Raw genomic sequence first — 26928 nt, 5'->3', positions numbered from 1 at the left:
GGATTGGTTATGGAAAACGATGTAATCCTAAGTGTTAAAGATCTCGAAGTTGAATTTACCACCGATGATGGGCCAGTGAAGGTTCTGCATGGTGTGAACTTTGATGTGAGAGCTGGACGTACACTCGGTCTGGTAGGAGAGTCAGGTAGTGGTAAGAGCGTAACCTCAATGTCGATCATGGGGCTATTACCTAAGCCATATGGCAACATTATCAAAGGTGAAGTGAATTATCGCGGCACCAACCTAGTTGATTTGCCTGCGGAAGAGATGTACGCCATGCGTGGCGATCGCATTTCGATCATCTTCCAAGACCCGATGACGGCGCTCAACCCAGTGCACACCATTGGTCGTCAAATATGTGAAGTGCTTGAGCTCCATCGACCTGAGCTCGACAAAAAGAAGCGGGAGGCGTACTCGATTGAAATGCTGGCAAAAGTAAAAATTCCAATGCCAGAGAAGCGATTGAATGAGTATCCCCATAACCTATCTGGTGGTATGCGCCAGCGTGTCATGATCGCGATGGCATTGGCCTGTAAGCCGGATATTCTGATTTGTGATGAACCGACTACAGCGTTGGATGTTACGGTTCAGGCGTCTATCCTTGAACTGATGAACGAGCTTCAGGAAGAAACGGGCATGGCGATGATCTTCATCACTCACGATCTCGGGGTTGTGGCAGAAGTGTGTGATGATGTTGCCGTGATGTATGGCGGGCGTATTGTCGAAAAAGCAGAAATTTTTGAGTTGTTTGATAACCCACAGCACCCATATACAGAGCGTTTGATGGGGTTGATGCCGAGCTTAGATAATGAGCCAAAGCAGATGATCGATATCAAGCCTATTGATGCCAGTATGTTTGCCAGTTAACTGAGCAAAGTGAACCAGTCATAAAAGAGGATGTTATGGCAAAAGAAGTATTAAGAATTGAAAATCTTAAGCAGCACTTTGTTTCTGGTAAAGGGCTGTTCAAGAAAGGCTACACCATCAAAGCGGTAGACGGAGTTTCACTGTCTGTTTCTGAAGGTGAAACACTGGGGCTAGTTGGTGAGTCAGGTTGTGGTAAAAGCACCCTTGGTCGCACGATCTTAAAGTTATACGAGCCAACAGAAGGTAAGATTTTCTTTGAAGGTAAAGACATCACTAAACTGTCTGTTAAAGAGATGCGCTCGCTGCGTAAAGACATGCAAATCGTCTTTCAAGACCCAATGGAGTCACTCAATCAGCGTCATACCATCGGTATGATTCTGGAAGAACCGTTTGTTATTCATAAAATTGGCACGCCAACAGAGCGTAAACAATGGGTAAAAGAGCTTTTAATCAAAGTGGGATTACCAGAAACGGCAGTAAACCGTTATCCACATGAATTTTCAGGCGGACAACGGCAGCGTATCGGTATTGCTCGCGCGATTGCATTGAAGCCTAAACTACTGATTTGTGATGAATCGGTATCTGCGTTAGATGTGTCGGTACAGGCGCAAATCTTGAACCTATTGCTACAGCTGCAACAAGAAATGAACTTGGCGATCATATTTATCTCTCACGATCTCTCTGTGGTGAAACATGTCTCTGACAAAGTTGCCGTGATGTATTTTGGTAAAGTGGTAGAAGCAGGCAGCGCTAAAGAAATTTATGCAAACCCGCAAAACGAATACACCAAAAAACTCCTATCTGCGATTCCGATCACTCACCCTAAATATCGGAAGAAAAAGCGCGTAGCTGAAAAAAAGCAGCAAGTGGCGTAAGTGATGCCACAGGTCCTATAACACAAAAGCGCTCCGACAAATAAGCGGAGCGTTTTTATAAGCAAATGCCAGGACTTGGAGTCGATTCGCACTGATGTTTATTCTGATTGATTGAAGATCGTTGCATGCTAAACTCAAGGCCTATTTTCTTTGTTTGGATAATGGACCATGCCGTCGAATTTACCGAAATCCTTTAGTCGACCTTTCCTGAAAATCTTCCATATTTTGGAGGCGGTGTTATTAGTCTCTATTACCTTGGCGACGTTGTACGCCATGATGCAAGAGTTTGTGCACGTATTTGTAGAGAAGCGTGTCTTACTCACGGATATTCTGTTGATGTTTATCTATCTGGAAGTGCTCGCCATGGTGCAGCAGTTCGTGATGAACGGTAAAATTCCGGTACGCTATCCTATCTATATCGCGATGATGGCAATCGCCCGCTATATCACACTCGGAATGAAAGAGCTGGATGCAGTTTTGGTTGTGTGGTTATCTCTGGCTGCGTTTATTTTGGCTGCGGCTACTTTGCTGATCAGAATTGGGCACCATTATTGGCCCTACGTTGATAACAGTACCTTGGAAAAAGACGAATAAAAGAAAACCCCGTATTAGCGGGGCTTTTTTGTTTCAATACTCGATGACTTTTAGATCATTCAATGTTTTGGATCTGCTCACGCATCTGTTCAATTAGAACTTTCAGTTCAACGCCCGATGCGGTGATGTCGGTGCTGATGGATTTCGACGCTAGCGTGTTCGATTCACGGTTGAACTCTTGCATCATGAAATCTAGACGACGACCCACTGCGCCACCTTTTTTCAGAATGTTCGTGGTTTCTTTTACGTGAGAATCAAGACGGTCTAGCTCTTCTGCTACGTCTGATTTCTGTGCCAGAAGGATAAGCTCTTGCTCGATACGAGATGGATCCAGTTCCACTTTAGCGTCTTCGAACTTCGAGAATAGTCGCTCACGTTGCCACTCTAGTATTTCTGGCATGCGTGCGCGCACTTTCACAACTTCTGATGTGATCGCTTCTAGGCGTTGCTCAATCAGCGCCTTCATGTTCTCGCCTTCACGAGCGCGCGCTTCAATAAATTCATCCATTGCGCCATCAAACGCTTCTAGTAGCACTTTATTTACCGCATCCATGTCTTGCTCTGGCGTTTCCATTACCCCCGGCCATTGCATGACTTGAAATGGATTGATTCGGCTCAGTTCACCAGTCATGTGCATGACTTGTTCAGCGGCTTTAATTACCTGGCTAGCAAGCGCTTCATTGATGCTAAGCTCACCTTTTGCGGCAGGGTTTGCTTCAAAACGCAGATTACATTCTACTTTGCCTCGCGCTAAGCGCTTACGAAAGCGCTCACGTAAAACGGGCTCTAACCCGCGAAATTGTTCCGGCATGCGGAAGTATGTTTCTAAATAACGCTGGTTCACGCTGCGGATTTCCCATACCGCAGAGCCCCAATCGCCTTTTACTTCTTTGCGTGCATACGCTGTCATACTGTAAATCATCGAATTTTCCTGTCTTCATTTTTTGAAAATTACTTCAAGAGTGTATCATGCTGCGTTGATAGGTGCGCGGGATGTATGGATTGTTTATGTTGTGCCAGCGGCGTAACCTATGAATCCGGAATCGATTCCGTTATAATCTTCGCCCAACCAAATCGTCTTCTCCTCATATTTAAGGTAGATGCCCATGCGTCCAAACGATCGCAAGGCGGATCAAGTTCGCCCTATCAAAATTACTCGTAACTACACAGCTTACGCTGAAGGGTCAGTGCTAGTTGAGTTCGGTAACACCAAAGTGTTGTGTAATGCGACCGTCGAAGAATCTGTGCCACGTTGGCTAAAAGGTCAAGGTAAAGGCTGGATTACAGCTGAATACGGCATGCTACCTCGAGCAACACATTCTCGTACTCGTCGTGAAGCGGCAAGTGGCAAACAAGGCGGCCGTACGATGGAAATTCAGCGTCTTATCGCGCGAAGCCTACGCGCTGTGGTCGATCTAAAAGCCATGGGTGAGTTCATGATCACCGTTGACTGTGACGTTATCCAAGCAGACGGCGGCACTCGCACTGCATCTATCAGCGGCGCAAGTGTTGCAATGGCCGATGCATTCCAACACCTAGTGGATAGCGGCAAGCTAAAAGCGAATCCAATGAAAGGCCACGTAGCGGCAGTTTCTGTCGGCTTACTAGGCGACGAAGTATTGTGTGATCTTGAATACGTTGAAGATTCAGCGGCAGACACAGACATGAACGTGGTAATGACCGAAGAAGGCAAGATGATTGAAATTCAGGGCACCGCAGAAGGTGAACCGTTCAGTCACGAACAGCTGATGGCATTGCTCGAGTCGGCGAAAGTCGGCATTACGGAAATTGTCGCAGCGCAGAAGGCGGCGTTAGCCAATTGATTTAGATAGCTCCCATTATGGGGGCTATTTTTTTATCTCGACAATAGAGAAATGAATGATTGTCGAGAAGAGACACAAGAAACCAAGGACATAGAGAGAAAATAATGAAAGCATACCAGCGTGAATTTATTGAGTTTGCACTTGAGAAAGAAGTTCTTAAGTTTGGTGAGTTTACTTTGAAATCTGGCCGTAAAAGCCCTTACTTCTTTAACGCTGGTCTTTTCAATACTGGTCGTGACCTAGCGCGTCTTGGTCGTTTTTACGCAGCTGCGCTCGCTGATTCAGGCATTGAGTTTGATGTGCTGTTTGGCCCGGCGTACAAAGGTATCCCAATCGCGACGACAACAGCGGTCGCGCTGGCGGATCACCACGATATCGACACGCCTTACTGCTTCAACCGTAAAGAAGCGAAAGATCACGGCGAAGGCGGTAACCTTGTAGGCTCTGCGCTTGAAGGTCGCATCATGCTAGTGGATGACGTAATCACAGCAGGTACTGCGATTCGTGAATCGATGGAAATCATTCAAGCAAATGGCGCAGACCTTGCTGGTGTGTTGGTTGCGATTGACCGCCAAGAAAAAGGCAAAGGTGAACTGTCTGCGATCCAAGAAGTGGAGCGTGACTTTGGTTGTGCAATCATCTCAATCGTTAGCCTGACTGACCTTGTGACTTTCCTTGAAGAGAAAGGCACAGACAAAGAGCATCTAGAAGCAGTCAAAGCGTACCGCGCAGAATACGGCATTTAATTGGTTACTTTTTCTGAAAAAGTAAAAAGGGCAGATGGATATTCATCTGCCCTTTTTTGTTTTTGGATTTATCGCCGTGACCACTTACTTATAGCGAATGCCTTTCTCGACATGCTCATCTTGCATGGTTTTATAGCGTTTATGGAGCCACATCCATTGCTCTGGAGCGCGTAGAATGACTTCTTCCACATACTTGTTCATATAAGCGGCAGCGGCGACTTCGTCTTTTTGTGGATAATCGGCTTCAATGCAGTTATCGGCGATGATGTCGTATTTTCCTTCGTCATTGCGAAACCCTGAGCCTGGGATGATCGCACATTTTGAGGTATACGCCAGAATGCTCGTGCCTGTTGTCGTACACGCATCGTCTACGGCAAAGAAGGGCACAAATACTGATTTTTTGCGACCGTAATCGTGATCCGGTAAATAGAACAGACGCTCACCGCTGCGTAAAACACGAATCATCTTTTTTACATCTTTACGATCAATCAGTTTATTGCCGTTATGTGTCCGTCCCCAATACTGGATAAAGTTATAAGCAGGATTATTATGCGGACGAAACGCGCCGTACCCGGCCACGCCTAACACGGCGAAAGCACGCGCAGTGATCTCTAGATTAAGAGCGTGGACACAACAAAGTAGGACGCCTTTACCTTCTTTGGCTTTTTCACGCAGTGCGCCGAGATCTTTCTCGACGATCAGGTTTTTAAAGCGCCAAGTCGGCCAGAACCAAGTGATTCCGGTTTCTATCAGTGCCATACCGGTATTTTTGAAGTTCTCTTCAACAATATGTTGAATCTCTTCAGGTGTTTTGTCTGGAAAGGCCAATTCTAAGTTACGCTGAGCAACGTGGACACGCTTTTTACCGTAGCGCATGCCAAGTTTACCGAGTGAACGACCTAATGAAAGCAGCAGCCGATAAGGAAGAATATTGACGAGGATGGCCAACAGACCAAAACCAAGCCATACGCCCCAGTTACGAGGGTGAAGAAGTGAAAGAGAAAACTCGGGCTGCGTGTATTTGTCTTTACTCATAGTCTTTTACTTTATTTGTGCACTCAAAAGCGCCCAGTACTCGTCAAAGTTTGCAGTCGGCTGGTATTTAAAGTCGCTACGCACAAAGCGGTTTAGGCTCCCCTCAACTTGCCCCAGAATTTGCGCGGCTAGGATGCGCTCTTCGACAGGGAAGGACTTCCCTTCACGAATCTTACGTTCACGCAGGATTTGGCGCAATTGTGTTTCTATACGCTCAAAGAGTTGATTGATGCGTTCACGTAGACGTTCATTTTCAAACATTAGAGCATGACCCGACAAAATGCGTGTCAGACCTGGGTTACGTTCAGAGAACGCCAAAATAAGGTGCATCACCATACGAATACGCTCTAGTGTATCTTTTTCGTCGTCTAGAATACGGTTGATACGTGTCATCAAGGCTTCTTCAATGAACTCAATCAACCCTTCGAACATGCGCGCTTTACTTGGGAAATGACGATACAGCGCGGCTTCTGAAACGCCGACTTGCTTGGCCAGTTTTGCCGTAGTAATGCGTGAAGCGCCATCTGTTGATTCAAGCATTTCTGCCAATGCTTGTAAGATTTCTTCACGACGGTTGGATTTTTTACTGCCGGCCATTAGTTACTTCCTTTCAAAATACAAAGTTGAGCGGAGGGGATTATAAGACGCTATTTCGCCTCAAACTAGACCACTAAGGGTGGAATGGGAGATTTAACACCCTTAGTTGTCATTTTTGTACCAAATTTATGCCAGCTTTTGTAAAAAATTGGCAGGGTTTTCAAACGTTAGTTACATCAATTGATGCATTTTTTCGAGAATTTTAAAGCTCAATGCTTCTTTTGATTCTAAAGCGAGCGCAAGTTCACCTTCAGGCCAGTAAAGGGTAATTGCGTTGTCGTTGCTGTTAAATCCTTGCCCTGCAACCGAAACGTCGTTTGCACAGATCATATCGAGGTTTTTCTTTGTTAACTTGCCTCGAGCATAGGTCTCTACATCATTGGTTTCAGCCGCAAAACCGACGGTAAACGGACGCTTCTCCGTCATTGCTGCCACAGATGCAACAATATCAGGATTTTTAACCATATTAATGACCATTTCTTCGTTGTCTTCTGTCTTTTTCAACTTTTGAGACGCGATCGTTTGTGGGCGGTAGTCGGCAACGGCAGCGCAGCTAATAAAGGCATCATGCTGGTTTGCATGTGTCATAACGGCTTCGTGCATCTCTTGTGCACTGGAAACATTTATGCGCTCAACACCTACGGGCGTATTTAAACTGACAGGACCGCTCACGAGGGTGACTTTTGCTCCCATCTGCGCTGCGGCGCTCGCCAATGCATAGCCCATTTTCCCGGAGCTATGGTTTGTAATGTAACGCACTGGATCAATCGCTTCGCGAGTTGGTCCGGCGGTAATGAGTATCGACTTACCTTCTAGCAATTTTGGTTGAAAGAACTGTTCACATAGATGTACTAGCTGCATTGGTTCCAGCATTCGACCTGGTCCTACATCACCACAGGCTTGCTCTCCTGCCGCAGGGCCCCAGATGTGCATACCACGACGCGCTAACGTAGCGATGTTCTCTTGGGTTGCGATATTGCGATACATCTGTTGATTCATCGCAGGAGAAACAGCAACAGGGGAATCCGTCGCGAGCACGAGCGTAGTAAGTAAATCGTTCCCCATGCCTGCGGACATGCGCGCGATTAAGTCCGCGGTCGCGGGCGCTAATAGCACTAAATCTGCCCATTTGGCCAATTCAATATGGCCCATAGAGGCTTCCGCTGCTGGGTCTAGTAAACTGTCCGAGACAGGACGGCCCGAAACGGCTTGCATGGTTAAAGGGGTAATGAACTCTTTTGCGGCTTTCGTCATTACAACTTGAACTTGCGCTCCTCTCTCTATGAGGCGACGGGTTAGCTCCGCACATTTATACGCGGCAATACCGCCACTGATGCCGAGTAGAATTTTCTTTCCTGCTAGTGTTTGCATGTGAGATCTCCAATTTGATGACCGGATTTTAACACAATTCAAAGTCTGACCGCCCGAGCATATATAACGAGAAGATAATTCACATCAAACTCCAGAGTATTAATCTGACCGAGGAAGGGAAAATTCTCGCCTACCTCACAGACAAGTTGCGCGGAGTTTGCAAGTCTGAAAAGAAAAAGAGGTAGTGGAAACCATGGTGTTGAAAAGTCGAAACAAATTGCTGCTGATAACCCTAATTCCGCTGTTGTTGATCACTACGTTGATCTCAGTGGTGTATTACATCAACAGCAGTAAAAGTTTGGAAGCGGAGCTAGCAAGAGACAGGCAAGAGCTCATCGAAACGAAAAAGAAAGAGTTACAAGCCTACATGATGATGGGCGTGACGGCGATAAAACCGTTATACGACGCGGATGTAAATGGAAGTAATAAAGAGGCAGCAAAAGAAATTCTGAAAGCCATGCGCTTTGAAAGCGATGGTTACTTTTTTGCCTACGACTCTCAAGGTGTGAATACGTTGCACGCCATCAAACCTGCATTAGAGGGTAAAAACCTTTACGACTTAAAAGATGAAAATGGGGTCGCAGTTATTGCGGGCTTGATTGACGCTTCTCAAAAAGGGGATGGGTTCCTCTATTTCTCGTGGCACAAACCGACCATTGACGCACAAGCGCCTAAGTTGGGCTATGCAGAATATCTATCGAAATGGGACTGGGTTTTAGGTACTGGCGTTTATATTGATGACATCGACCAGCAAGTTGCGATGCACAGAGAGTTAAAGACTCAAGAGCTAAAAGAGCATACGTTATCTGCCGTGTTGATTTCCGTTATTGGATTGATCATTACCAGTGTTCTCACCAGTATCGTGGTGTCTAAAGGTATTCAGCCATTACAACATGTCGCGGCTTCATTAAAAGATGTTGCCGCAGGCGGCGGTGACTTAACGGCTCGTTTAAAAGTCGAAAGTCAGGATGAAGTCGGTGAAGTGGCGGCCGCGTTTAATGATTTTATGGATAAGCTGCACCCACTGATGCAGGACATTCATCGCTCTGCGACGACAGTACAGACCGTTTCCCAAAGCCTGAACACTCAGACCAGCCAAGCGAGCGGTCAAATGCAGGATCACTGTTTAGAGACGGACAAAGTCGTGACGGCAGTGACGCAAATGAGCATGACTGCCAAAGAAGTAGCCAGCAATACTAATGCGACCGCGCAGGCAATTGACGATGCCAACAGTCAAGTCACCGCTGCTCAGCATGAGGTCGAGCAAGCAATAGAAGGCATTACCGAACTCGTGACGGAGATAGACAGCACGTCAGATGCAATTTCTGAGTTGAGTTTACAGACTGAAAAAATAACCAAAGTGCTGGATGTGATTGGCGAGATAGCCGAGCAAACGAATTTGTTGGCCCTAAATGCGGCGATTGAAGCGGCTAGAGCCGGTGAGCAAGGTCGAGGGTTTGCCGTCGTTGCGGATGAAGTGCGCTCGTTAGCCAGTCGTACACAAAATAGTACTCATGAAATTGGTGACATGCTTAAGCAGCTACAAAATGGTGTATCAAGAGCGGTCAGTACGATGTCGGTGAGCCAAAAAAGAGGTGTCAAAACGGCGGAAGAATCGGCGCTCATTCAGCAATCTCTTTCTGGTGTTCATAATTCTATCGGTACGATTCGAAATATGGGGATTCAAACCGCGTCTGCCGCCGAAGAACAAAGTGCGGTTGCAGAAGACATCAACCAAAACTTAGTGGCTATTCAACAGATCGTGAACAAAATTAATGAGACGTTGCAGCATGCCGAGTCAATCAGCACGCAGCTATCACAGTCTGGAACGGAAATTCACGGCTTGGTTGGCAACTTTAAACTCTGATGAACTATTAAGTTGCATGGAAAGCACTGATGGTACGAAGAAAGCGAAAGTCATACTCGACTTTCGCTTTTTGTTTTGTGGAATAGGGACACTTTCCATATAAAGAGACATCAGATGATACTGAAAGCTTTGCCAAATGAGTCCATGCCCAGAGAGAAGCTACTGCAACGAGGGCCGCAAGCTTTGACCGATGCCGAACTGCTGGCCATCTTCTTGCGCACAGGCACCCGCGGAATGAACGTGATTGAGCTTGCAGACTTCCTTATTCAAGACTTTGGTTCGCTCAGACAACTATTTTCAGCATCAGAAGAAGAGTTTTGTCGTCACAAAGGATTAGGGCAAGCCAAGTATGTTCAGTTGCAAGCGGTACTAGAAATGACACAACGTTACTTGGCGGAGACGCTAAAGCGTGGTGATGCCTTAACCAGCCCCGACCAAACTAAGTTATATCTGTCTTCTATTTTAAGGGATCGGCAAAGAGAGGCTTTTTATATTCTTTTTCTCGATAACCAGCACCGAGTGATAAAAGATGAAATTTTATTTGAAGGAACGTTGGATGCAGCGTCGGTGTATCCGAGAGAAGTCGTCAAGCGTGCTCTGCATCATAACGCGGCGGCTTTGATTTTGGCGCACAATCATCCTTCAGGGGTTGCTGAGCCGAGCCAAGCTGACAGAAGGATTACAAGGCGTCTCACCGACGCATTAGCATTGGTGGATATTCGTATTTTGGACCATTTCGTCATCGGAGATGGGGAAAGTGTCTCTTTTGCTGAAAGAGGCTGGATATAACTGTGCGTTTTTTAGGTTGTTAGTTGCTAAAAATCTGCTATCATCCACGCCACTAAATTTTTAACTGAATTCAGCTTGGACTGCTAAAAAAATCTGCTGTCTAAAAAAAGATCACGAAAACCTGTAAAAAGGATCTGTTCGGGTCTTGAGCAATGCATATCAAGTTAGTATAATGCGCGACCTTTGATAGCCTTGTATGGATTTTCCATAGCGGTTCTTAACCTCTAACTTCTTTTCGAGAGATAGAGAGGTTCGGCCACCAAGGTTGATATCGAGCTGAAACGATTTTGGAGAAGACATTCATGTCACGAGTATGCCAAGTAACTGGTAAGCGTCCAGTAACGGGTAACAACCGTTCACACGCACGAAATGCTACTAAGCGTCGTTTTCTGCCGAACCTACAAACTCATCGTTTCTGGGTAGAGAGCGAAAAACGTTTTGTTAAACTACGTCTATCTGCTAAAGGTATGCGCATCATCGACAAGAAAGGTATTGATACTGTTCTTGCAGACATGCGTGCACGTGGCGAAAACGTTTAAGAGGAAATAAGCAATGGCAAAGAAAGGCGTTCGTGAGAAAATCCGTCTAGTATCTTCTGCAGGTACAGGCCACTTCTACACAACTGATAAGAACAAGCGTAACATGCCAGGCAAATTTGAGATCAAAAAGTTTGATCCAGTAGTTCGCCAGCACGTTATGTACAAAGAAGCAAAAATCAAATAATTGGTTTCAGTCTCTTTGATGAATTGAAAAACCCAACTTTCGAGTTGGGTTTTTTATTACGTGAATAAAAGTGCTGAAGAAAAGGTTCAGTACGTCATCGGGTTATAAAGCACTGCTGAAGTTATTCTACTGGTCCGACTCTATACTCGAATTTTTGATTGATCGCTCTCTGCCGCTTAGTCACCACTTCCCTACACACTTGGACACCGTTGTTCTAGTCAAGCTCAATACTCTTTGGTAATTTACTCATAACGATAAGAGAGTAGAGATGGTTATGCGTGTGAGTCCGGCTCGTCGCCGCCGATGGAACAATATTCTTATTCTGGGCATTATCGCGTTTATAGTGATCTTAAATGCGCCGATGTGGATCAAAACTTACCTATTAACAGACCAAGCAGACCCTTACCCAAATGTACTTCGCTCCGACTATACCGTGGAGTCTTTGTACTATAGTGGCTGGGAGTTCGAGCTGCATGATGGACGGTGGCAATCCAACATCAAAGTTGATGCACCGATCAGTGAACTTGTATCACGCTGGCAATCATTAGAAGGGACGGAGCTTACCTCAAAACAGTACGATCATTTAAAACCTAACCTGACGGTACCTGAAACGGTAGAAGTCTGGTATCAGGATATCGAAGAGCCGCAGCGGGTGACTTTCTTTCGTTTACCTGATTTTTGGCTATTTAAAACCTGGCAAGACAAATGGGTCGCTATCTCCGTCGATGAAAACTACCTTATGCCAGAGTAGAGCCTTTTTGCGCCTATACCCCTAATAAGCTTCCCTATTTATCGTTTTTCTTTTCGATTATGCTAGCAGCGAGAACTATTAGCCGGTGAATTGGAGAATCTAATGCCTGAGTTGCCAGAAGTTGAAGTCAGTCGTATGGGGATTAGCCCCCACATGGTTGGACAAACGATCCAGTCGTTTACTTTTCGAACGCCTAAATTGCGCTGGGATATTCCTACAGAGCTTAAAAAATTGGAAGGGCAGGTGATCCGTGCGATTAGTCGTCGTGCGAAATACTTACTGATCGAGACAAACACAGGTACAGCCATTGTTCACTTGGGCATGTCGGGGTCTTTACGTGTTCTAGACGCCGACTTTCCGCCAGCAAAGCACGATCATGTGGATCTCAAACTAAGCAGTGGAAAAATACTGCGTTATAACGATCCGCGTCGTTTTGGGGCATGGCTGTGGTGTGCTCCTGGTGAGTCACATGCTGTACTAGCAAACATGGGGCCTGAGCCCTTAACTGAAGAGTTCAATGCGGAATATGTAGTAGAGAAAGCTAAAAATAAGCGTGTTGCCGTCAAGCAGTTCATCATGGACAACAAAGTCGTGGTTGGTGTCGGAAATATCTACGCGAATGAGTCGTTGTTTAAATCTCGAATTCACCCTTCAAGGCCCGCAGGTAAGTTGACTTCTCAAGAGTGGGGGTTACTTGTTGAAAATATCAAAATGACACTTGAGATTGCCATTACGCAAGGTGGGACTACGCTGAAAGATTTTGCGCAAGCCGATGGAAAGCCGGGTTACTTTGCACAAGAGTTATTGGTTTACGGAAAAGCCGGAGAGCCATGCCCAGAGTGCGGCGAACGACTTCAAGAGCTAAAGATTGGCCAACGTAATACCTTCTTTTGTAGTGAGTGTCAGAAGTAAGTCGAGCTATTATCGAGCTTAAGTTGTTGTAATCTTGCGTTCGAGCCTCAATAATTCAATCAGTTTCGAATAACTTAGTAAATTATATGAAAGTCATTTATCCGGGCACTTTTGATCCAGTGACTAATGGTCACCTCAATCTAATAGAACGTACTCACGAAATGTTTGATGAGGTTGTGATTGGCGTAGCCGCAAGCCCATCGAAGAACACTATGTTTTCATTGGAAGAGCGCGTTGCACTGATGCAGGACGTTGTAGCGCATTTACCTGGTGTGACGGTAAAGGGGTTCTCCGGGTTATTAGTGGATTTCGCGAGAAATGAGAAAGCTAAGGTTCTTATTCGTGGTTTACGAACAACGGTAGACTTTGAATACGAGTTTGGACTGACCAACATGTACCGAAAGCTATTACCAGGAATCGAGAGCGTATTTTTAACTCCTGAAGAAGAGTTTGCGTTTTTATCGTCGACTATCGTGAGAGAAGTAGCGATTCATGGCGGAAGTATCGAACAATTCGTTCCCAAGCCAGTAGCCATCGCGATTGGGGAAAAACTGAATGAAAGACAGTAAGTTCCCTTATTATTTCTCAAACGCTCTCTCGATACTTATCCCTCGCTTTGTATATCGAGCACAAGCCAAGCGTTTACTTTCGAATCTGACCGAGGCAGAGCTGCAACGCTGTCTTGAGCGGGTGAACTATTACAATAAGTGTGAAACGCCGTTTTCAGTCGATAGCCGAGAACAAAGTTACTCGACCATCGATACATTCAAAAAAACGAAAGGCTGGACGTATTTTTTCGATCTTCGCCAAGTTGTACGCTATTTCCCTTCCAGTTTTGCGTTTAACTACATCAACGGCGATGTTACACACATCCCCAATGTACCGAGCTTTATAAAAAGCCGCCCTATTTTTGGTAACAACCAAAATTCAGTGGTGTTGAAACTTAATCAAGTTCGTCATTTTAAATTTATTGACGATCCTGTTCGCTATCAAGATAAAAAGGACATGGTAGCGTGGCGCGGCGTGGGTTTTCAGCCGCATCGTAAAAAGGTGATTCATGCGTTTTACAACCATCCGCAATGCAATATTGGCCAGACCCGCCCGGTAGAAGGGAAACCATGGGAAAAGGGCTTTATGAGTATTGAAGAGCAACTGCAGTATAAGTTTTTGCTCTGTATAGAAGGCAATGATGTGGCCACCAACCTTAAGTGGGCTATGTCGTCTAACTCCTTGGTTATTATGTCAAAGCCAAAATATGAGACTTGGTTTATGGAAGGTAAGTTAGAGGCAGGCGTCCACTATGTTGAAGTGAAGGATGACTATTCGGATTTGCCCGAAAAGATGGATTATTACCTAGCGAATGAGCAAGAAGCATTAGCGATCATTGAAAATGCGCACCAGTGGGTTGAGCAGTTCAAAGATAAACGTAAAGAGCGTTTGATCTCATTGATGGTTGCCGATAAGTACTTCGCTTTATCTCAGCAACAATAAAAAAGGGGCGAAACGCCCCTTTTTTATAATCTTAAGCTTCTAGAAATTGATCAACACCATTCTCACAGCGTTTAAGCTTGTTTTTAATGGTGTTTTCTAAAATCTCGTCATTTTGTCCGAGTGACGCGCGAGAGTTTTCTACGTGGTACAAGTGGTAGCCTACACCTGCGAATTTTAGGTAAAGACGTGACTTACCCGCATTCAACATGCGATGAACAAACTCGCTGTCTTCGCGTCCCCATCCAACAAAATCTTGGTTGAAGCCATTCACCTCGATGACATCTTGTCGCCAAAACGCCATGTTGCAACCGCGAGTGGCTTTATCGTTATTGCGCTCGTAAGAGAACCATTTCGATAGCAAAGCGTTGGTGATGCAGTTTTTACGATTGCGAATGCCTTTGCTGAAGATAGAAGGCACTAAGCCGTTTTCCATGATGGCCTTGCTGCAGCTTTCATCCGTTAACACACGTCCGCCCTGCACAAACCAATTTGGTTTTGCGACTTGCTTATGTGATTCAATAAACGTTTGGGACAGCACCATGTCGCCATCAATCATGATGAGGTAGTCACCTGATGCTTTGGCGATCGCGCGGTTGCGGCTCATTGAAAGTTGAAAGCCATTATCTTCGTGCCAGCTATGAATAAGTGGTACTGGAAAGCCGTCACGCAGTTGGTCAACCATTGCTTTGGTGTCTTCTCGAGAGCCATCATCTGCAACAATTACTTCGTCAGGCAAAACGGTTTGACGTTTCACGCTTTCTAACACCGCTTTTAATGCTTCTTTCCAGTTGTAAGTGGTGATAATTAAAGTCGTTTTCATGATTTTTTTGCCTGTTCACGTAAGTAGAGATCGATATATTTTACAAAAGTAGAGTGCATGCTTAGCCAAGCTAGAATGAAGCCATGCTTGCCATCAAGGAAGCCTCGTTTGAGAACATACATCTTCAAAAAGCTAGCAAGAGCGTGAACGATAGCGGTCGTTAAACCCGCTTTCTTTTTACCTTCACGTTCATCCGTCCAGGCCTTGAGGTAGCCAGTGGTTTTATTGATGTAATGATGAAGGTGCTCGTAAGTGTAGTGATGCAGTCGACCATCCAGTTTTTCAGTTTGATAGTTTTTCTCATCAACTTTTTCATGAACGAGCGAATCATTATATTGTGTATATTCGGTGCGATATAAGCGCACAATCCAGTCTGGAGACCAACCAGAATGGTAGATGAACTTACCAAACGCTGAGCTTAGTCGATTAAGTTTGTATAAAACGTTCGGCTTATTGGCTGATACCGCGTGTAAGATACTTTCTTTTAGCTCTGGAGTGACTTGTTCGTCCGCATCAAGCCACAAAACGTAGTCTGCCGTAACGTATTGCTGCGCCAGTTGGCGCTGTTTACCGAATCCTGGCCAATCTAGGTTGGTGTAAAACTTATCTGTGTATTGTCGGGCGATTTCTTCAGTGCGATCAGTGCTGCCCGAGTCTAGAAGGACAATCTCATCGACCCAATCTTTTACTGTGTCTAGACAAGCTTGTAAGTACTTCTCTTCATTTTTTACAATTAAGGCAACGGCTAAGGTTGGTTTGGACAAGGTCATTTCCTTCTTAACAAATCAAGACAGTAAGTTTACTGGTATTGAGGATACAAATCTTCTAAGACTTGATCGAACATGCTCATTACTTGAGTGCTGGTAATGCGGTTCATTGCCGTTTCATCTTTAGCGCGAGTTCGCCAGCTTAACTCGTGACTGTTTTTACCTGTTTCCGCAAAGATCGTTTCTTCATACACTGAGACAACGTATTTTAGATAACGGTAAGGTCCCACTCGCAGCGGATTATGGTGTGCATAGAGCCCGATGATTGGTGTTTTCATTGCATTCGCCATGTGTGCTGGTCCGGTATCGGGGGCGATGACCATTTCAACCTTATCTATTAACGCAAGCATTTGCAGAATTGAACTTTGTCCAACTAAATTTAGACACGGTTCTTCCAAGCGAGATTGAATGGCCTCTGCCAGATCCAATTCTACCTGAGCAGGGCTGCCTGCCAGAATCACGTTCCAGCCTTTTGCTCTGGCGTGATGAATCACATCCACATAACCTTCCGCGTTCCAGTTTTTATAAGCTTTGCTCGCACCAGGCACAATCAGCAGGTTAGGTTTACTACGAGAAATATGAGACTCTGCCCAAGCTTGATCGTGGTCTGAATAAGAAAGTACCCAGTCTAGTCCTGCCTTTGGTACCCCAATTTGATGGGCAAAGGCCATTAAGCCATCTGCGACATGCAGAGATTGCGGGGAAGGCACTTTGACATTGGTAAATAGTGTTTGAAAGTCCTGGCTTCTATCAGAAGAGAAACCAAGTTTGTATTTTGCTTTAATGCCCAACGTTGCGACACTCGCTCGAATCGCGTACTGCATATGCAATAGCGCATCAAACTCTCTGCCTTTCAGCTGTCGCCAAAGTGATTTGTAGCCATCAAGTCCCGCTTTTTTATCAAAAACAATCACTTCTACACCATCGATGGCGGCTAATAACTGGGCTTCAAGTTTACCCGTTATCCAAGTAATCTGGGTCGAAGGCCAGTGTTTCTGAATAGCTTGAATGCTGGCGATAGTATTGCAAACGTCTCCGATAGCGGACAAACGCAAGACGCATAGTGACGATGGGGCAGAAGTGAACATAATTATTGTCTGATTCGATGAATAGAGGCAGGTAAATTATGCAGACATCCCCAATAAATGTAAAATACACGGCTCGAATATAGCTAAGTACTGATAAGTGTTCTGCAATGTCAAAGACAACACCACATCAATCGCAAGAATCTGGCAAGCCGGGTAACACCGGGCTAAAGCGTATCGTTAAAGCGACGGGTTATTCGATCCAAGGATTAAAAGCGGCTTTTAAGCATGAAGCTGCAATTCGACAAGAGTTGGCTCTTTTGAGTATTGCTGTGATTTTGGCTTGGCTAGTGGATGTCGGCATGGTTGAGCGTATCTTAATGATCGGGGTCGTGGTATTAGTCTTGATTGTAGAGCTTGTAAACTCAGCGATTGAGGCGGTAGTGGATCGTATCGGTATTGAACGGCATGAACTCAGTGGTCGAGCTAAAGATATAGGCTCTGCTGCCGTTATGGTTGCTTTGGCGTTTGCTGCATTTACTTGGTTGTATATATTAGCCAGCCGGTATTTAGGCTAGAGGGTGAGCGTATGACTCAACAGTATAAAAACAACAACCAAGTGATCTGGTTTGATGACGAGACCATTACAGACCCTAGCCAACCGATATTTGATGCGGAATACTGGCAGTCCTCCGACAAGGTGGTTGGCAGTGCGACGGGGCGAGGCACGACATGGTTTATCCAACTAGAGAACATGCAAGCGGCACTACGTCATTACCGTCGTGGCGGTTTGTTTGGGAAGTTAATTAACGATCATTATTGGTTCTCTGGCTGGGATAACACCCGTTGTGCGCAAGAGTTTCAGCTTTTGTTGGCGCTAATTGAGGCTGGGGTGCACGTTCCTCGTCCTATTGCAGCAAGAGCCGTAAAGTCAGGACTCTTCTATCAAGCTGATTTATTAAGTGAGCGAATCCCAAACGCCAGAGATCTGGTTAGTATCTTGCAAGAACAGTCTTTATCGGTAGAAATGTATCAGAAAATAGGGCAAGAAATTGCCAAGATGCATCAGGTTGGCGTTAACCATACTGATTTGAATATCCACAATATCTTGATCGACGACAAAGATAAGGTATGGATTATCGATTTTGATAAGTGTCGTTTTGAAACTTCTGGTGACTGGAAGCATCAAAATCTAAATAGACTTCTGCGTTCATTTAATAAAGAGCGTTTAAAGCGACAGATTATTTGGCAAGAATCCGATTTTGAACATTTTCAGGACGGTTATGCTTCTCAATCTTAATTGAGTTTTTTATCATTTTATGTTGATTGCTCTAAGTAAGCCTTCTTGAGTCTAACGATGCTCGAGTGAGTCTATAAACTACAATAATCATAAAGTATTCATGTGTATCTGATGGCACAAAAATTAACGTAGGTAACATTTGTAATGAAAATATTAGTAACCGGTGGAGCAGGCTTTATTGGGTCAGCTGTTGTCCGACATATCATTCGTGACACCCAAGATACCGTCATCAATTTAGATAAACTGACCTACGCAGGGAATCTAGAATCACTGGTTGATGTCTCAGAGAGTGAACGTTACTACTTTGAGCAAGTAGATATCTGTGACCGAGCTGAACTAGATCGCGTGTTTTCAGAGCATCAACCCGATAGGGTGATGCATTTGGCGGCTGAGTCTCATGTCGATCGCTCTATTGATGGTCCTGCTGCTTTTATTGAGACCAACGTGATGGGCACTTACCATTTGCTTGAAGCGGCTCGTCAATATTGGTCGGGCTTAGATGAAGCGCGCCAATCGGCATTCCGTTTTCATCATATTTCTACGGATGAAGTGTATGGTGATTTAGAGGGAACGGATGATTTGTTCACCGAAACCACTTCATACGCGCCGAGCAGCCCATATTCTGCATCTAAAGCTTCGAGCGATCACCTGGTTCGCGCTTGGCAACGTACTTATGGCTTACCAACACTTATCACTAATTGCTCCAACAACTATGGCCCGTACCACTTCCCAGAGAAGTTGATCCCTCTGATGATTTTAAATGCCCTCGATGGCAAGCCGTTGCCTGTGTATGGTGATGGTATGCAGATCCGAGATTGGCTGTTTGTGGAAGACCATGCTCGCGCGCTGTACAAAGTGGTCAACGAAGGTGAAGTCGGTGAAACCTACAACATTGGTGGCCATAACGAAAAAGCCAACATCGAAGTGGTGAAAACCATTTGTGCTTTGCTTGAAGAGCTGCAACCAAACAAACCTGCAGGTGTTGAGTCTTATGAATCTTTGATCACGTATGTGAAAGATCGCCCAGGTCATGATGTGCGTTACGCAATTGATGCCACCAAGATTGCTCAAGAGCTTAACTGGACGCCGGAAGAAACCTTTGAAAGCGGCATTCGTAAAACCGTGGAATGGTACCTAAACAACCCGCAATGGTGGCAACGCGTGCTTGATGGTTCATACAGTTTAGAGCGATTAGGAGCGGGCGAATAATGAAAGGCATTATTTTAGCAGGTGGCTCGGGCACTCGCCTTTACCCTATTACACGCGGTGTCTCTAAGCAGTTACTGCCGGTTTATGACAAACCAATGATTTACTACCCGTTGTCAGTACTCATGCTTGCGGGCATTCGTGAAATCTTGATCATCACCACGCCAGAAGACCAGGAAGGTTTTCAGCGTCTATTAGGTGATGGCTCAGAGTTTGGCATTGAGTTGCAATACGCGATTCAACCAAGCCCAGACGGCTTAGCTCAAGCCTTCATCATCGGTGAAGAATTCATTGGCGATGACTCAGTATGTTTGGTGCTGGGTGACAACATCTTTTATGGGCAAGGGTTCACTCCAAAGTTAAAGAAAGCGGTTGAGACGGCAGAGAGTGGCAATGGGGCTACGGTGTTTGGCTACCAAGTGAAAGACCCTGAGCGCTTTGGTGTGGTTGAGTTTGACGCCGACAGAAAAGCTATCTCTATTGAAGAAAAACCAGCTAAGCCAAAGAGCCACTATGCTGTGACGGGGCTGTACTTCTTTGACAACCAAGTCGTGAGTAGAGCTAAGCAAGTCGAACCATCAGAGCGAGGTGAGCTGGAAATTACCACATTAAATCAAATGTACCTAACAGCAAACGAGCTCAATGTTGAAATGTTAGGGCGTGGTTTTGCCTGGTTAGACACAGGTACTTACGAAAGCTTGCTCGAAGCTGCTCAATTTGTTTCGACGATAGAGAAACGACAAGGTTATAAGATTGCATGTTTGGAAGAAATTGCCTTTAACAATGGTTGGATTAGCAAACAGAAGTTAATGGCGGCAGCTGATGCCCTTAAGAAGAACAATTATGGTATCTACCTATCAAGCATTGTGAGCGAAGATGACAATTAAACTTAACAGTCCATTAGCCCCAGACTTAACTAAGCTTTCTAACTATTTATCTCAAGTAAATGAGAGTGGTTGGTATACTAACTTTGGGCCATTGCATGAAAAGCTTACTAGACGACTTGAAACGTTTTTGGGTGTTAAAAACTTATTGTTAGTTTCTAATGGTACGCTGGCACTTCAGGTGGCATGTAAAGTTTTAGGAATTGAATCCGCGATCTCTACACCATTTAGCTTTGTTGCAACTTCATCAGCGTTGATGTGGCAAGGTATTGATGTGAGCTATTGCGATATCGATTCAAAATCTTATAACTTATCTCCAGATGCTTTGAAAGCAGCTCTTGAAGCAAATTCTCAAGTAGATGGTGTTGTTGCAACACATGTATATGGAAATCCTTGTGAAGTTGAGAGTTTCAAAGAAATTGCAGAGCAATATAAGGTCAAAGTTCTATACGACGCTGCTCATGCATTTGGAGTTAAGGTTGGTCAGGAGTCTCTCTTAAACTTTGGCGATGCTAGTACATTGAGTTTTCATGCCACTAAGATATTCCATACAGTCGAAGGTGGTGCAATTGTATTCAAGCGGCATGAAGATTATTTACGTGCGAAAGAGTTCATTAACTTTGGTCTTCAAGCGAATGGACAATTAGGCGAGCCAGGTATTAATGCAAAGTTGAATGAGTACCAATGCGCAGTAGGATTAACACTACTTGATCAGATTGAAGAGGTAATTGAGCATCGATCCAACCTGTTTAGTTTGTACCGGACGCTTTTAGAACCTTATGTTGAATTACCTCTTTGGCTACCCGAAGCGTCGTATAACGGTGCTTACATGCCAATTTTCGTTAGAGATAAAGACAAGCAGGAAAGACTACTTGATGCTTTGTCTGAGCATGATATTGAACATCGACGATATTTTACACCATCTTTAGATGTTGCTTACCCTGATAATCTGAGCTTTGGATGCCCTATAAGTCAGAAGATATCAAAAGGAATTATTTGTCTACCGCTACATGCCAGTATGTCTTCAAATGATGTTGAAGCAGTATGTAAAGTTATAGAATTGATATTAAATTAACCATGTGAGAGTTCTTATAGTATGAAAATTGCTATTATGCAGCCTTATTTTTTACCATATATTGGCTACTGGCAGCTCTTGGCTTCTGTAGATAAATTTGTTGTTTATGATGATATTCAGTACACCAAGAAAGGGTGGATAAATCGTAACCGTTACTTAAGTGCTTCAGGGAAAGTAGAGACTTTTACCATTCCTATTAAGAAAGACTCTGATTACCTTGATGTTAGAGAGCGTTTTATATCTCCAACATTCTTGAAAGAAAGAACTAAACTATTAAATAAGATTAGAGAGTCTTATCGAAAGTCACCAAATTTTGATGAAGGATATCAGATTTTTAGTGATATTTTGTTGGATGAAGAAGATAATCTATTTCTTTTCATTCTAAACTCTATAGAAAAAATAAAATCTTATTTAGATATTGATACTGAAATTATAATTTCATCGAGTCTGAATAATAAAAATCTTAAAGGACAAGATAGAGTTATAGATACTTGTGTTAAATTAGCTGGTGACACTTATATCAATCCTCCTGGAGGGCGGGATTTATACAGTGAATCGAACTTTCGATCTCAAGGCTTAACTCTAGAATTCCTAAATGTATCATTAAAACCATATACGCATACTCAGACAAGTGATTTTGAGCCAGGACTTTCAATACTTGATATGATTTTTAATGTACCTAAGACCCAGTTGATGGATTATTTAATATGAAAAGATTTGCAATTCACTCTGTGCCAAGATCCGGTTCATCTTGGTTAGGTGAGATTATTAATAGCTCTCCTGATGTTAACTATCTATATCAGCCGCTTTTTTCCTACGAGTTTAAATCATTTCTAGATGAAAATTCTAAAAAAGATGATATCGATGCGTTTTTTAATAACATTGCACAAACCAACTCTTCTTTTATTCGTCAAGATGCTGAACGAAAGGAAGGTCGTAAGCCTATATTCGAAAAGAACAATCATTTGGGTACTATCGTATATAAGGAAGTTAGATACCATCATATCATAGAGAATATGATCAAAAAGTGCCCTGATGTAAAGGTTTTAGGCTTGGTTAGAGACCCGAGAGCTGTAATTAGCAGTTGGTATAATGCAAAGCGAGAATTTAGATCCGATTTAGGCTGGCTTTTGGAAGAAGAGTTGATCTATGCAGGTAAGAAAAACTTAGAGAAAAAAGAAGAATATTTTGGTCTGTCTAAGTGGGTGGAGACTACAAAGTTATTTGAAAAACTTTCTCAGCTGTATCCAGATAACTTTAAACTTGTGCACTATAGTGCGCTGCTAGAAGACCCTCTAGAACAAGTTGAAGATATATTCGCTTTTCTAGGGCTAGAGCTTACCTCACAAACTAAGTCATTTCTTATATCAAAAAAGAAGGTTGATACTACCTACTCTGTATTCAAAAACAAGGATAAAGACATAAGCTGGCAAAATAGCCTTGATGCAGATATTGTAAGTCGTATAGAGGATTTTGTTAAAGAGAGTAAGTTGGAACACTACTTGTAGGTCGGTAATAATATGTCTGTTAAAGTTTCAATTCTTTGTGTTTGTTATAATCACTCTAAATATATTGAAAAAACAATTAATAGCTTTCTCAACCAGTCCTGTGATTTCGAATTTGAAGTTATTGTTTATGATGATCTCTCTACGGACAATAGTAGAGAAATTATTGATGAGATATGTGAAAAGCATTCGAACATAGTTCGAATGTATACTGATGAAAATCTTTACTCTAAAGGCATCCGAACTCTAGCATTGTCACACTTATCACCAAAGGCTAAAGGAGAGTACTTAGCTTTTTGCGAAGGTGATGACTATTGGATAGATAATACAAAGCTACAGAAACAATTTGATGCTTTAGAGGGGAACCCAAATATAGACCTTTGCTTTCACCCAGCATACTCAGAGGACCCAGAAGGCAATAGAGAGCTAGTCTCAAATCATTTTGAGGGGACCCATTACGTTTCTACTGATGAAGTTATACTAGGAGATGGTGATTACTGCCCAACAGCATCTTTATTTATCCGTAAGTCTGCTTTATCCCTAGCTTCATCAAGCACTATTAAATTAATGCCATGTGGGGACTATTTTATGCAGATTATGTCTTCTGTAAAGGGAGGCGGAGTCTACTTACCTGAACCAATGTCTGTATATAGAATTAATCAAAAAGATTCTTTTTCAACAAGGATATCCTCGTCCTCTCACGAAAATCAGAGAGACTTTTTGTTAGCAATGGCCAATAGTTTGGAGTCACTAAAACAAGACTTGGATGGAGTGAACTTAAAGTCATTTAACAATCGAATAAGAAAATATAAACAGAGAGCGCGAAAATCTCAAAGGAAGGCGATAAAGGAGAGGATCAGAAATCTAATATTCTCTAACCCTTCCCAATAAAATAGGTGAGCGATATGTTTATGGCCCACCTATTTATTTAGTTTATTTTTACACAGCCCCACTCTGGGAAGTGCTTACATACATAAGCATTGAGCTCTTTCTCTGCTTCTGAGTAAACACGAGCTGGTTCTTCAGTATGGTTTAATTGTATCGATGACACCATACCCGCGCCGACAGTCACGTTACTAATGCGGTCAATAATGATAAAAGCGCCAGTTTGAGGTAGCTGCTGATAAACATCCATTGCAACTTTATCGGTAAGCTTTATTGAGGCGAGTGCAATCTCGTTTAACTCAAGGCGCGTATTTTTATGATCATGCTGCTTAAGTGTATTGACATCAACCTTATGCTCAATTTGAGAAACCTTACCTGTACAGGTTTTAGTCGCAAATTTGAATAGGTATTCTTTATGCGTTTGCATCGGAGATTCATCCATCCAAACGATATGAGCTTGGTAAGCGTCTACAACCTCCGGAATGTTGTTGGAATGGACAAGCATATCGCCGCGTGACACATCGATTTCATCTTCAAGCGTTAGGGTGATGGCTTGACCCGGCATTGCTTCTTTTAGCTCACCATCGAAGGTAAAGATAGATTTGATGCGAGAAACTTTGTTCGATGGAAGAGCAGTAACCTCATCACCAACCTGTACAATGCCTGAAGCAAGGGTGCCACAAAAACCACGGAAGTTTAGGTTTGGGCGATTGACATATTGCACTGGGAAGCGCATGACTTCAGTGTTGATGTCTTGGTTAATCTTAACTGTTTCAAGCAGCTTCATTAATGTAGCGCCAGGGTACCAATCCATGTTCTCACTTGGAGTGACAACATTGTCGCCTTTTAGAGCAGAGATTGGCACAAAGCGGATATCCTTGATGTTGAAGTTCTTTGCCATATCTCGGTAATCGGCTTTGATTTTCTGATACACCTCTTGGCTGTAGTCCATCAGATCCATTTTGTTAACGGCAACGATAACGTGCTGAATTCCAAGTAGACTACAGATATAGCTATGACGACGTGTTTGCGTCTGGATACCGTGGCGAGCATCAACCATTACAATCGCAAGATCACAGGTAGAAGCACCCGTAACCATATTACGAGTGTACTGTTCATGTCCTGGAGTGTCGGCGATGATGAATTTACGCTTGTCGGTTGAGAAGTAGCGGTAGGCAACATCAATCGTGATGCCTTGTTCACGCTCGGACTGTAGACCGTCGACTAGTAGTGCTAAGTCGAACGCTTCATCTGTCGTATTGAACTTTTGAGAATCTTTTTCGATCGCAGCCATTTGATCTTCATAAATCAGCTTGCTGTCGTATAGCAGGCGACCAATCAGTGTAGATTTGCCGTCATCAACGTTACCACAAGTTAAGAAACGAAGTAGGTCTTTGTTTTCATGTACGTTTAGGTACGCTTCAATGTCTTTAGCGATAAGCTCAGAGCTATGAGACATAATGACTTCCTTTTAAATGTATTCTTTTTCAGTGAGCGCTTGAATCACTTGGTCGGCACACGCTTCGACAGACAGCTCAGCTGTCTTGATGTGAATTTCTGGAGATATAGGCGCTTGGTACTCAGAGTCGATGCCAGTGAAGTGTTTAATCTCACCTGCGCGTGCCTTTTTATACAGGCCTTTAGGATCTCTTTGCTCGCAGATTGCGAGTGGAGTATCAACAAACACCTCTAAAAACTCGCCTTGCTGCATTAACTGGCGCACTTGCTCTCTATCTGAGATAAATGGCGAAATAAACGCGGTCAGAACAATGTTCCCGGCATCGACAAATAGTTTAGCCACCTCGCCAATGCGGCGAATGTTCTCAATACGGTCTAGATCACTAAAGCCAAGATCTTTGTTTAGACCGTGGCGCACATTGTCACCATCAAGAAGGTAACTATGTTTACCTAACGCTAATAGCTTGCTTTCTACCGCGTTAGCGACGGTCGATTTTCCTGAGCCACTAAGTCCGGTAAACCAAAGTACAACAGGCTTTTGCTGCTTAAGCGCAACACGATCTTCATGAGTTACGCTGGTGTTATGCCAAACCACATCGTCACTCACAGACTCATTGTGCTTCTTTTGATACGGCGAGGTCATAGTTAGAAGTAACCCTCACGTTTCTTTTTCTCCATGGAGCCAGAGCTATCATGGTCAATGGCACGGCCTTGGCGCTCAGAAGTGGTTGTAAGCAGCATCTCTTGAATGATCTCTGGTAGCGTTGTTGCTTGAGATTCAACCGCTCCCGTTAATGGGTAGCAGCCTAGTGTACGGAAGCGAACCATGCGTTGTTCTACCGTCTCCCCTTCACGAAGCTCCATGCGATCATCATCTTTCATGATCAACATACCGTCACGCTCAACGACGGGACGCTCTTTTGCAAAGTACAGGCTTGGAATCTCGATGCTCTCTAGGTAGATATATTGCCAGATATCCAGCTCAGTCCAGTTAGAAAGAGGGAATACGCGAATGCTCTCGCCTTGGTTTACTTTGCCGTTGTAGATATTCCAAAGCTCAGGGCGTTGATTTTTAGGATCCCAGCGGTGATGTTCATCACGGAAAGAGTAAACACGCTCTTTCGCGCGAGACTTTTCTTCGTCACGACGAGCACCACCAAAAGCAGCATCAAAGCCATGATTATCTAAGGCTTGTTTTAGGCCTTGTGTCTTCATGATATCAGTATGTTTTGAGCTGCCATGCACAAATGGGCTGATGTTCATCGCAAGCCCTTCTGGATTTTGGTGCACAATCAGCTTCATACCAAGCTTTTTCGCCATGTAGTCACGAAACTCAATCATTTCTTTGAATTTCCATGTGGTATCAACATGCATAAGTGGAAACGGGGGAATGCCAGGCGCAAAGGCTTTCTGCGCAAGGTGTAGCATCACTGAAGAGTCTTTACCAACAGAGTAAAGCATCACTGGGTTATCAAACTCGGCAGCTACCTCACGCATAATATGGATAGATTCTGCCTCAAGCTGCTTAAGGTGAGTCATTCGTTGTGGAGAAAGTTTCATTC

Annotated in this window: 31 protein-coding genes; 21 read left to right on the top strand and 10 right to left on the bottom strand. The window is 44.0% G+C overall.

All coding sequences use genetic code 11. From position 1 onward, the window contains the following. Positions 1-9: 9 nt before the first annotated feature. The 3 genes from R7R24_RS11625 (at position 10) to R7R24_RS11615 (ending at position 2336) form a co-directional block, all read left to right on the top strand. Entirely contained in the window at positions 10-867 is an 858-nt protein-coding gene (locus R7R24_RS11625; protein WP_081008271.1) for an ABC transporter ATP-binding protein, read from the top strand. 35 nt (positions 868-902) lie between these two features. After that, a complete protein-coding gene (locus R7R24_RS11620) occupies positions 903-1742 on the top strand; it encodes an ABC transporter ATP-binding protein (protein ID WP_005379372.1) in 840 nt (279 codons plus the stop codon). A gap of 168 nt (positions 1743-1910) precedes the next feature. Further along, positions 1911-2336: a phosphate-starvation-inducible protein PsiE gene (locus R7R24_RS11615; protein ID WP_025768316.1), complete on the top strand. Its 426-nt coding sequence runs from the start codon at positions 1911-1913 to the stop codon at positions 2334-2336. Positions 2337-2391: 55 nt separating this feature from the next. On the opposite strand, the gene R7R24_RS11610 is transcribed toward R7R24_RS11615, so the two are convergent. After that, positions 2392-3258, bottom strand: a complete 867-nt coding sequence (locus R7R24_RS11610; protein ID WP_005379378.1) for a YicC/YloC family endoribonuclease — start codon at positions 3256-3258, stop codon at positions 2392-2394. 184 nt (positions 3259-3442) lie between these two features. On the opposite strand from R7R24_RS11610, the gene rph reads away from it, so the two are divergent. Together rph and pyrE are read left to right on the top strand one after the other, a co-directional pair. After that, entirely contained in the window at positions 3443-4159 is a 717-nt protein-coding gene (gene rph, locus R7R24_RS11605; RefSeq protein ID WP_005379382.1) for a ribonuclease PH, read from the top strand. Positions 4160-4263: 104 nt separating this feature from the next. After that, positions 4264-4905, top strand: coding sequence for an orotate phosphoribosyltransferase (gene pyrE / locus R7R24_RS11600; RefSeq protein WP_005379384.1), 642 nt, complete (start codon positions 4264-4266; stop codon positions 4903-4905). A gap of 84 nt (positions 4906-4989) precedes the next feature. On the opposite strand, the gene R7R24_RS11595 is transcribed toward pyrE, so the two are convergent. The 3 genes from R7R24_RS11595 to coaBC form a co-directional block, all read right to left on the bottom strand. Continuing rightward, positions 4990-5940: a Kdo(2)-lipid IV(A) acyltransferase gene (locus R7R24_RS11595; protein WP_005379385.1), complete on the bottom strand. Its 951-nt coding sequence runs from the start codon at positions 5938-5940 to the stop codon at positions 4990-4992. A 6-nt stretch (positions 5941-5946) separates the two neighbouring features. Beyond that, positions 5947-6537 (bottom strand): nucleoid occlusion factor SlmA, encoded by a 591-nt coding sequence (gene slmA, locus R7R24_RS11590; RefSeq protein WP_005379386.1) that lies wholly within the window; start codon positions 6535-6537, stop codon positions 5947-5949. A gap of 171 nt (positions 6538-6708) precedes the next feature. Then, positions 6709-7908, bottom strand: coding sequence for a bifunctional phosphopantothenoylcysteine decarboxylase/phosphopantothenate--cysteine ligase CoaBC (coaBC, locus tag R7R24_RS11585; RefSeq protein ID WP_005379387.1), 1200 nt, complete (start codon positions 7906-7908; stop codon positions 6709-6711). Between the two features lie 193 nt (positions 7909-8101). Between coaBC and R7R24_RS11580 the strand changes: the two genes are divergently transcribed. The 8 genes from R7R24_RS11580 (at position 8102) to R7R24_RS11545 (ending at position 14441) form a co-directional block, all read left to right on the top strand. Continuing rightward, complete coding sequence (locus R7R24_RS11580; RefSeq protein WP_054579404.1) at positions 8102-9775, top strand: methyl-accepting chemotaxis protein; 1674 nt, start codon at positions 8102-8104, stop codon at positions 9773-9775. Between the two features lie 114 nt (positions 9776-9889). Next, positions 9890-10564, top strand: a complete 675-nt coding sequence (gene radC, locus R7R24_RS11575) for a RadC family protein (protein WP_025768320.1) — start codon at positions 9890-9892, stop codon at positions 10562-10564. 302 nt (positions 10565-10866) lie between these two features. After that, positions 10867-11103 carry a 50S ribosomal protein L28 gene (gene rpmB, locus R7R24_RS11570; RefSeq protein WP_005384783.1) on the top strand — a complete coding sequence of 79 codons (237 nt, stop codon included), beginning with the start codon at positions 10867-10869 and terminating at the stop codon, positions 11101-11103. A 13-nt stretch (positions 11104-11116) separates the two neighbouring features. Then, positions 11117-11287, top strand: coding sequence for a 50S ribosomal protein L33 (gene rpmG, locus R7R24_RS11565; protein WP_004410866.1), 171 nt, complete (start codon positions 11117-11119; stop codon positions 11285-11287). Positions 11288-11561: 274 nt separating this feature from the next. Further along, on the top strand, positions 11562-12038 hold the full coding sequence (locus tag R7R24_RS11560) for a hypothetical protein (protein ID WP_054579415.1): 477 nt from the start codon (positions 11562-11564) through the stop codon (positions 12036-12038). Between the two features lie 102 nt (positions 12039-12140). Continuing rightward, entirely contained in the window at positions 12141-12950 is an 810-nt protein-coding gene (mutM, locus tag R7R24_RS11555) for a bifunctional DNA-formamidopyrimidine glycosylase/DNA-(apurinic or apyrimidinic site) lyase (RefSeq protein WP_047103785.1), read from the top strand. Positions 12951-13036: 86 nt separating this feature from the next. Beyond that, on the top strand, positions 13037-13519 hold the full coding sequence (gene coaD / locus R7R24_RS11550; RefSeq protein WP_017820709.1) for a pantetheine-phosphate adenylyltransferase: 483 nt from the start codon (positions 13037-13039) through the stop codon (positions 13517-13519). Next, entirely contained in the window at positions 13506-14441 is a 936-nt protein-coding gene (locus R7R24_RS11545; RefSeq protein WP_017820710.1) for a glycosyl transferase family 90, read from the top strand. Before coaD ends, R7R24_RS11545 begins: the two co-directional genes overlap by 14 nt. Before the next feature lie 31 nt (positions 14442-14472). Here R7R24_RS11545 and R7R24_RS11540 read toward each other — a convergent pair whose 3' ends face one another. Genes R7R24_RS11540 through R7R24_RS11530 form a run of 3 tightly spaced genes read right to left on the bottom strand, consistent with a single transcriptional unit; the run spans position 14473 to position 17116 of the window. Continuing rightward, a complete protein-coding gene (locus R7R24_RS11540; protein ID WP_017820711.1) occupies positions 14473-15261 on the bottom strand; it encodes a glycosyltransferase family 2 protein in 789 nt (262 codons plus the stop codon). Continuing rightward, positions 15258-16025 carry a glycosyltransferase family 2 protein gene (locus tag R7R24_RS11535; RefSeq protein WP_054579414.1) on the bottom strand — a complete coding sequence of 256 codons (768 nt, stop codon included), beginning with the start codon at positions 16023-16025 and terminating at the stop codon, positions 15258-15260. The genes R7R24_RS11540 and R7R24_RS11535 overlap by 4 nt, the downstream gene beginning before the upstream one ends. 35 nt (positions 16026-16060) lie before the next feature. After that, the gene (locus R7R24_RS11530) at positions 16061-17116 is read right to left on the bottom strand and encodes a glycosyltransferase family 9 protein (RefSeq protein ID WP_017820712.1); all 1056 of its coding nucleotides are present in this window, start codon (positions 17114-17116) and stop codon (positions 16061-16063) included. A 107-nt stretch (positions 17117-17223) separates the two neighbouring features. Here R7R24_RS11530 and R7R24_RS11525 point away from each other — a divergent pair, with 107 nt between their 5' ends. From R7R24_RS11525 to R7R24_RS11490, 8 genes are all read left to right on the top strand, one after another. Further along, the gene (locus tag R7R24_RS11525; protein ID WP_005395798.1) at positions 17224-17631 is read left to right on the top strand and encodes a diacylglycerol kinase; all 408 of its coding nucleotides are present in this window, start codon (positions 17224-17226) and stop codon (positions 17629-17631) included. An 11-nt stretch (positions 17632-17642) separates the two neighbouring features. Further along, on the top strand, positions 17643-18353 hold the full coding sequence (locus tag R7R24_RS11520) for a 3-deoxy-D-manno-octulosonic acid kinase (protein WP_017820713.1): 711 nt from the start codon (positions 17643-17645) through the stop codon (positions 18351-18353). Between the two features lie 144 nt (positions 18354-18497). Next, entirely contained in the window at positions 18498-19562 is a 1065-nt protein-coding gene (gene rfbB / locus R7R24_RS11515; protein WP_017820714.1) for a dTDP-glucose 4,6-dehydratase, read from the top strand. Further along, positions 19562-20446 (top strand): glucose-1-phosphate thymidylyltransferase RfbA, encoded by an 885-nt coding sequence (rfbA, locus tag R7R24_RS11510; protein WP_054576842.1) that lies wholly within the window; start codon positions 19562-19564, stop codon positions 20444-20446. The genes rfbB and rfbA overlap by 1 nt, the downstream gene beginning before the upstream one ends. Continuing rightward, positions 20436-21518: a DegT/DnrJ/EryC1/StrS family aminotransferase gene (locus R7R24_RS11505; RefSeq protein WP_054576843.1), complete on the top strand. Its 1083-nt coding sequence runs from the start codon at positions 20436-20438 to the stop codon at positions 21516-21518. The genes rfbA and R7R24_RS11505 overlap by 11 nt, the downstream gene beginning before the upstream one ends. Before the next feature lie 21 nt (positions 21519-21539). After that, positions 21540-22229, top strand: coding sequence for a WbqC family protein (locus tag R7R24_RS11500; protein ID WP_054576844.1), 690 nt, complete (start codon positions 21540-21542; stop codon positions 22227-22229). Continuing rightward, the gene (locus R7R24_RS11495; protein WP_054576845.1) at positions 22226-23026 is read left to right on the top strand and encodes a sulfotransferase family protein; all 801 of its coding nucleotides are present in this window, start codon (positions 22226-22228) and stop codon (positions 23024-23026) included. The genes R7R24_RS11500 and R7R24_RS11495 overlap by 4 nt, the downstream gene beginning before the upstream one ends. Before the next feature lie 12 nt (positions 23027-23038). Next, positions 23039-23914, top strand: coding sequence for a glycosyltransferase family 2 protein (locus R7R24_RS11490; RefSeq protein ID WP_054576846.1), 876 nt, complete (start codon positions 23039-23041; stop codon positions 23912-23914). A gap of 37 nt (positions 23915-23951) precedes the next feature. On the opposite strand, the gene cysN is transcribed toward R7R24_RS11490, so the two are convergent. From cysN to cysD, 3 genes are read right to left on the bottom strand one after another with little or no spacing between them, the layout of a single operon-like run. Beyond that, the gene (cysN, locus tag R7R24_RS11485) at positions 23952-25367 is read right to left on the bottom strand and encodes a sulfate adenylyltransferase subunit CysN (RefSeq protein ID WP_054576847.1); all 1416 of its coding nucleotides are present in this window, start codon (positions 25365-25367) and stop codon (positions 23952-23954) included. Positions 25368-25379: 12 nt separating this feature from the next. After that, positions 25380-26009, bottom strand: a complete 630-nt coding sequence (gene cysC, locus R7R24_RS11480; RefSeq protein ID WP_054576848.1) for an adenylyl-sulfate kinase — start codon at positions 26007-26009, stop codon at positions 25380-25382. Positions 26010-26011: 2 nt separating this feature from the next. Continuing rightward, positions 26012-26926: a sulfate adenylyltransferase subunit CysD gene (cysD, locus tag R7R24_RS11475; protein WP_049534422.1), complete on the bottom strand. Its 915-nt coding sequence runs from the start codon at positions 26924-26926 to the stop codon at positions 26012-26014. Positions 26927-26928: the final 2 nt, after the last annotated feature.

It is taken from the genome of Vibrio sp. 704 (assembly GCF_033339295.1).
Note: the sequence above shows the minus strand (reverse complement) of the source record. Positions and strands in the feature narration are given on the sequence as shown.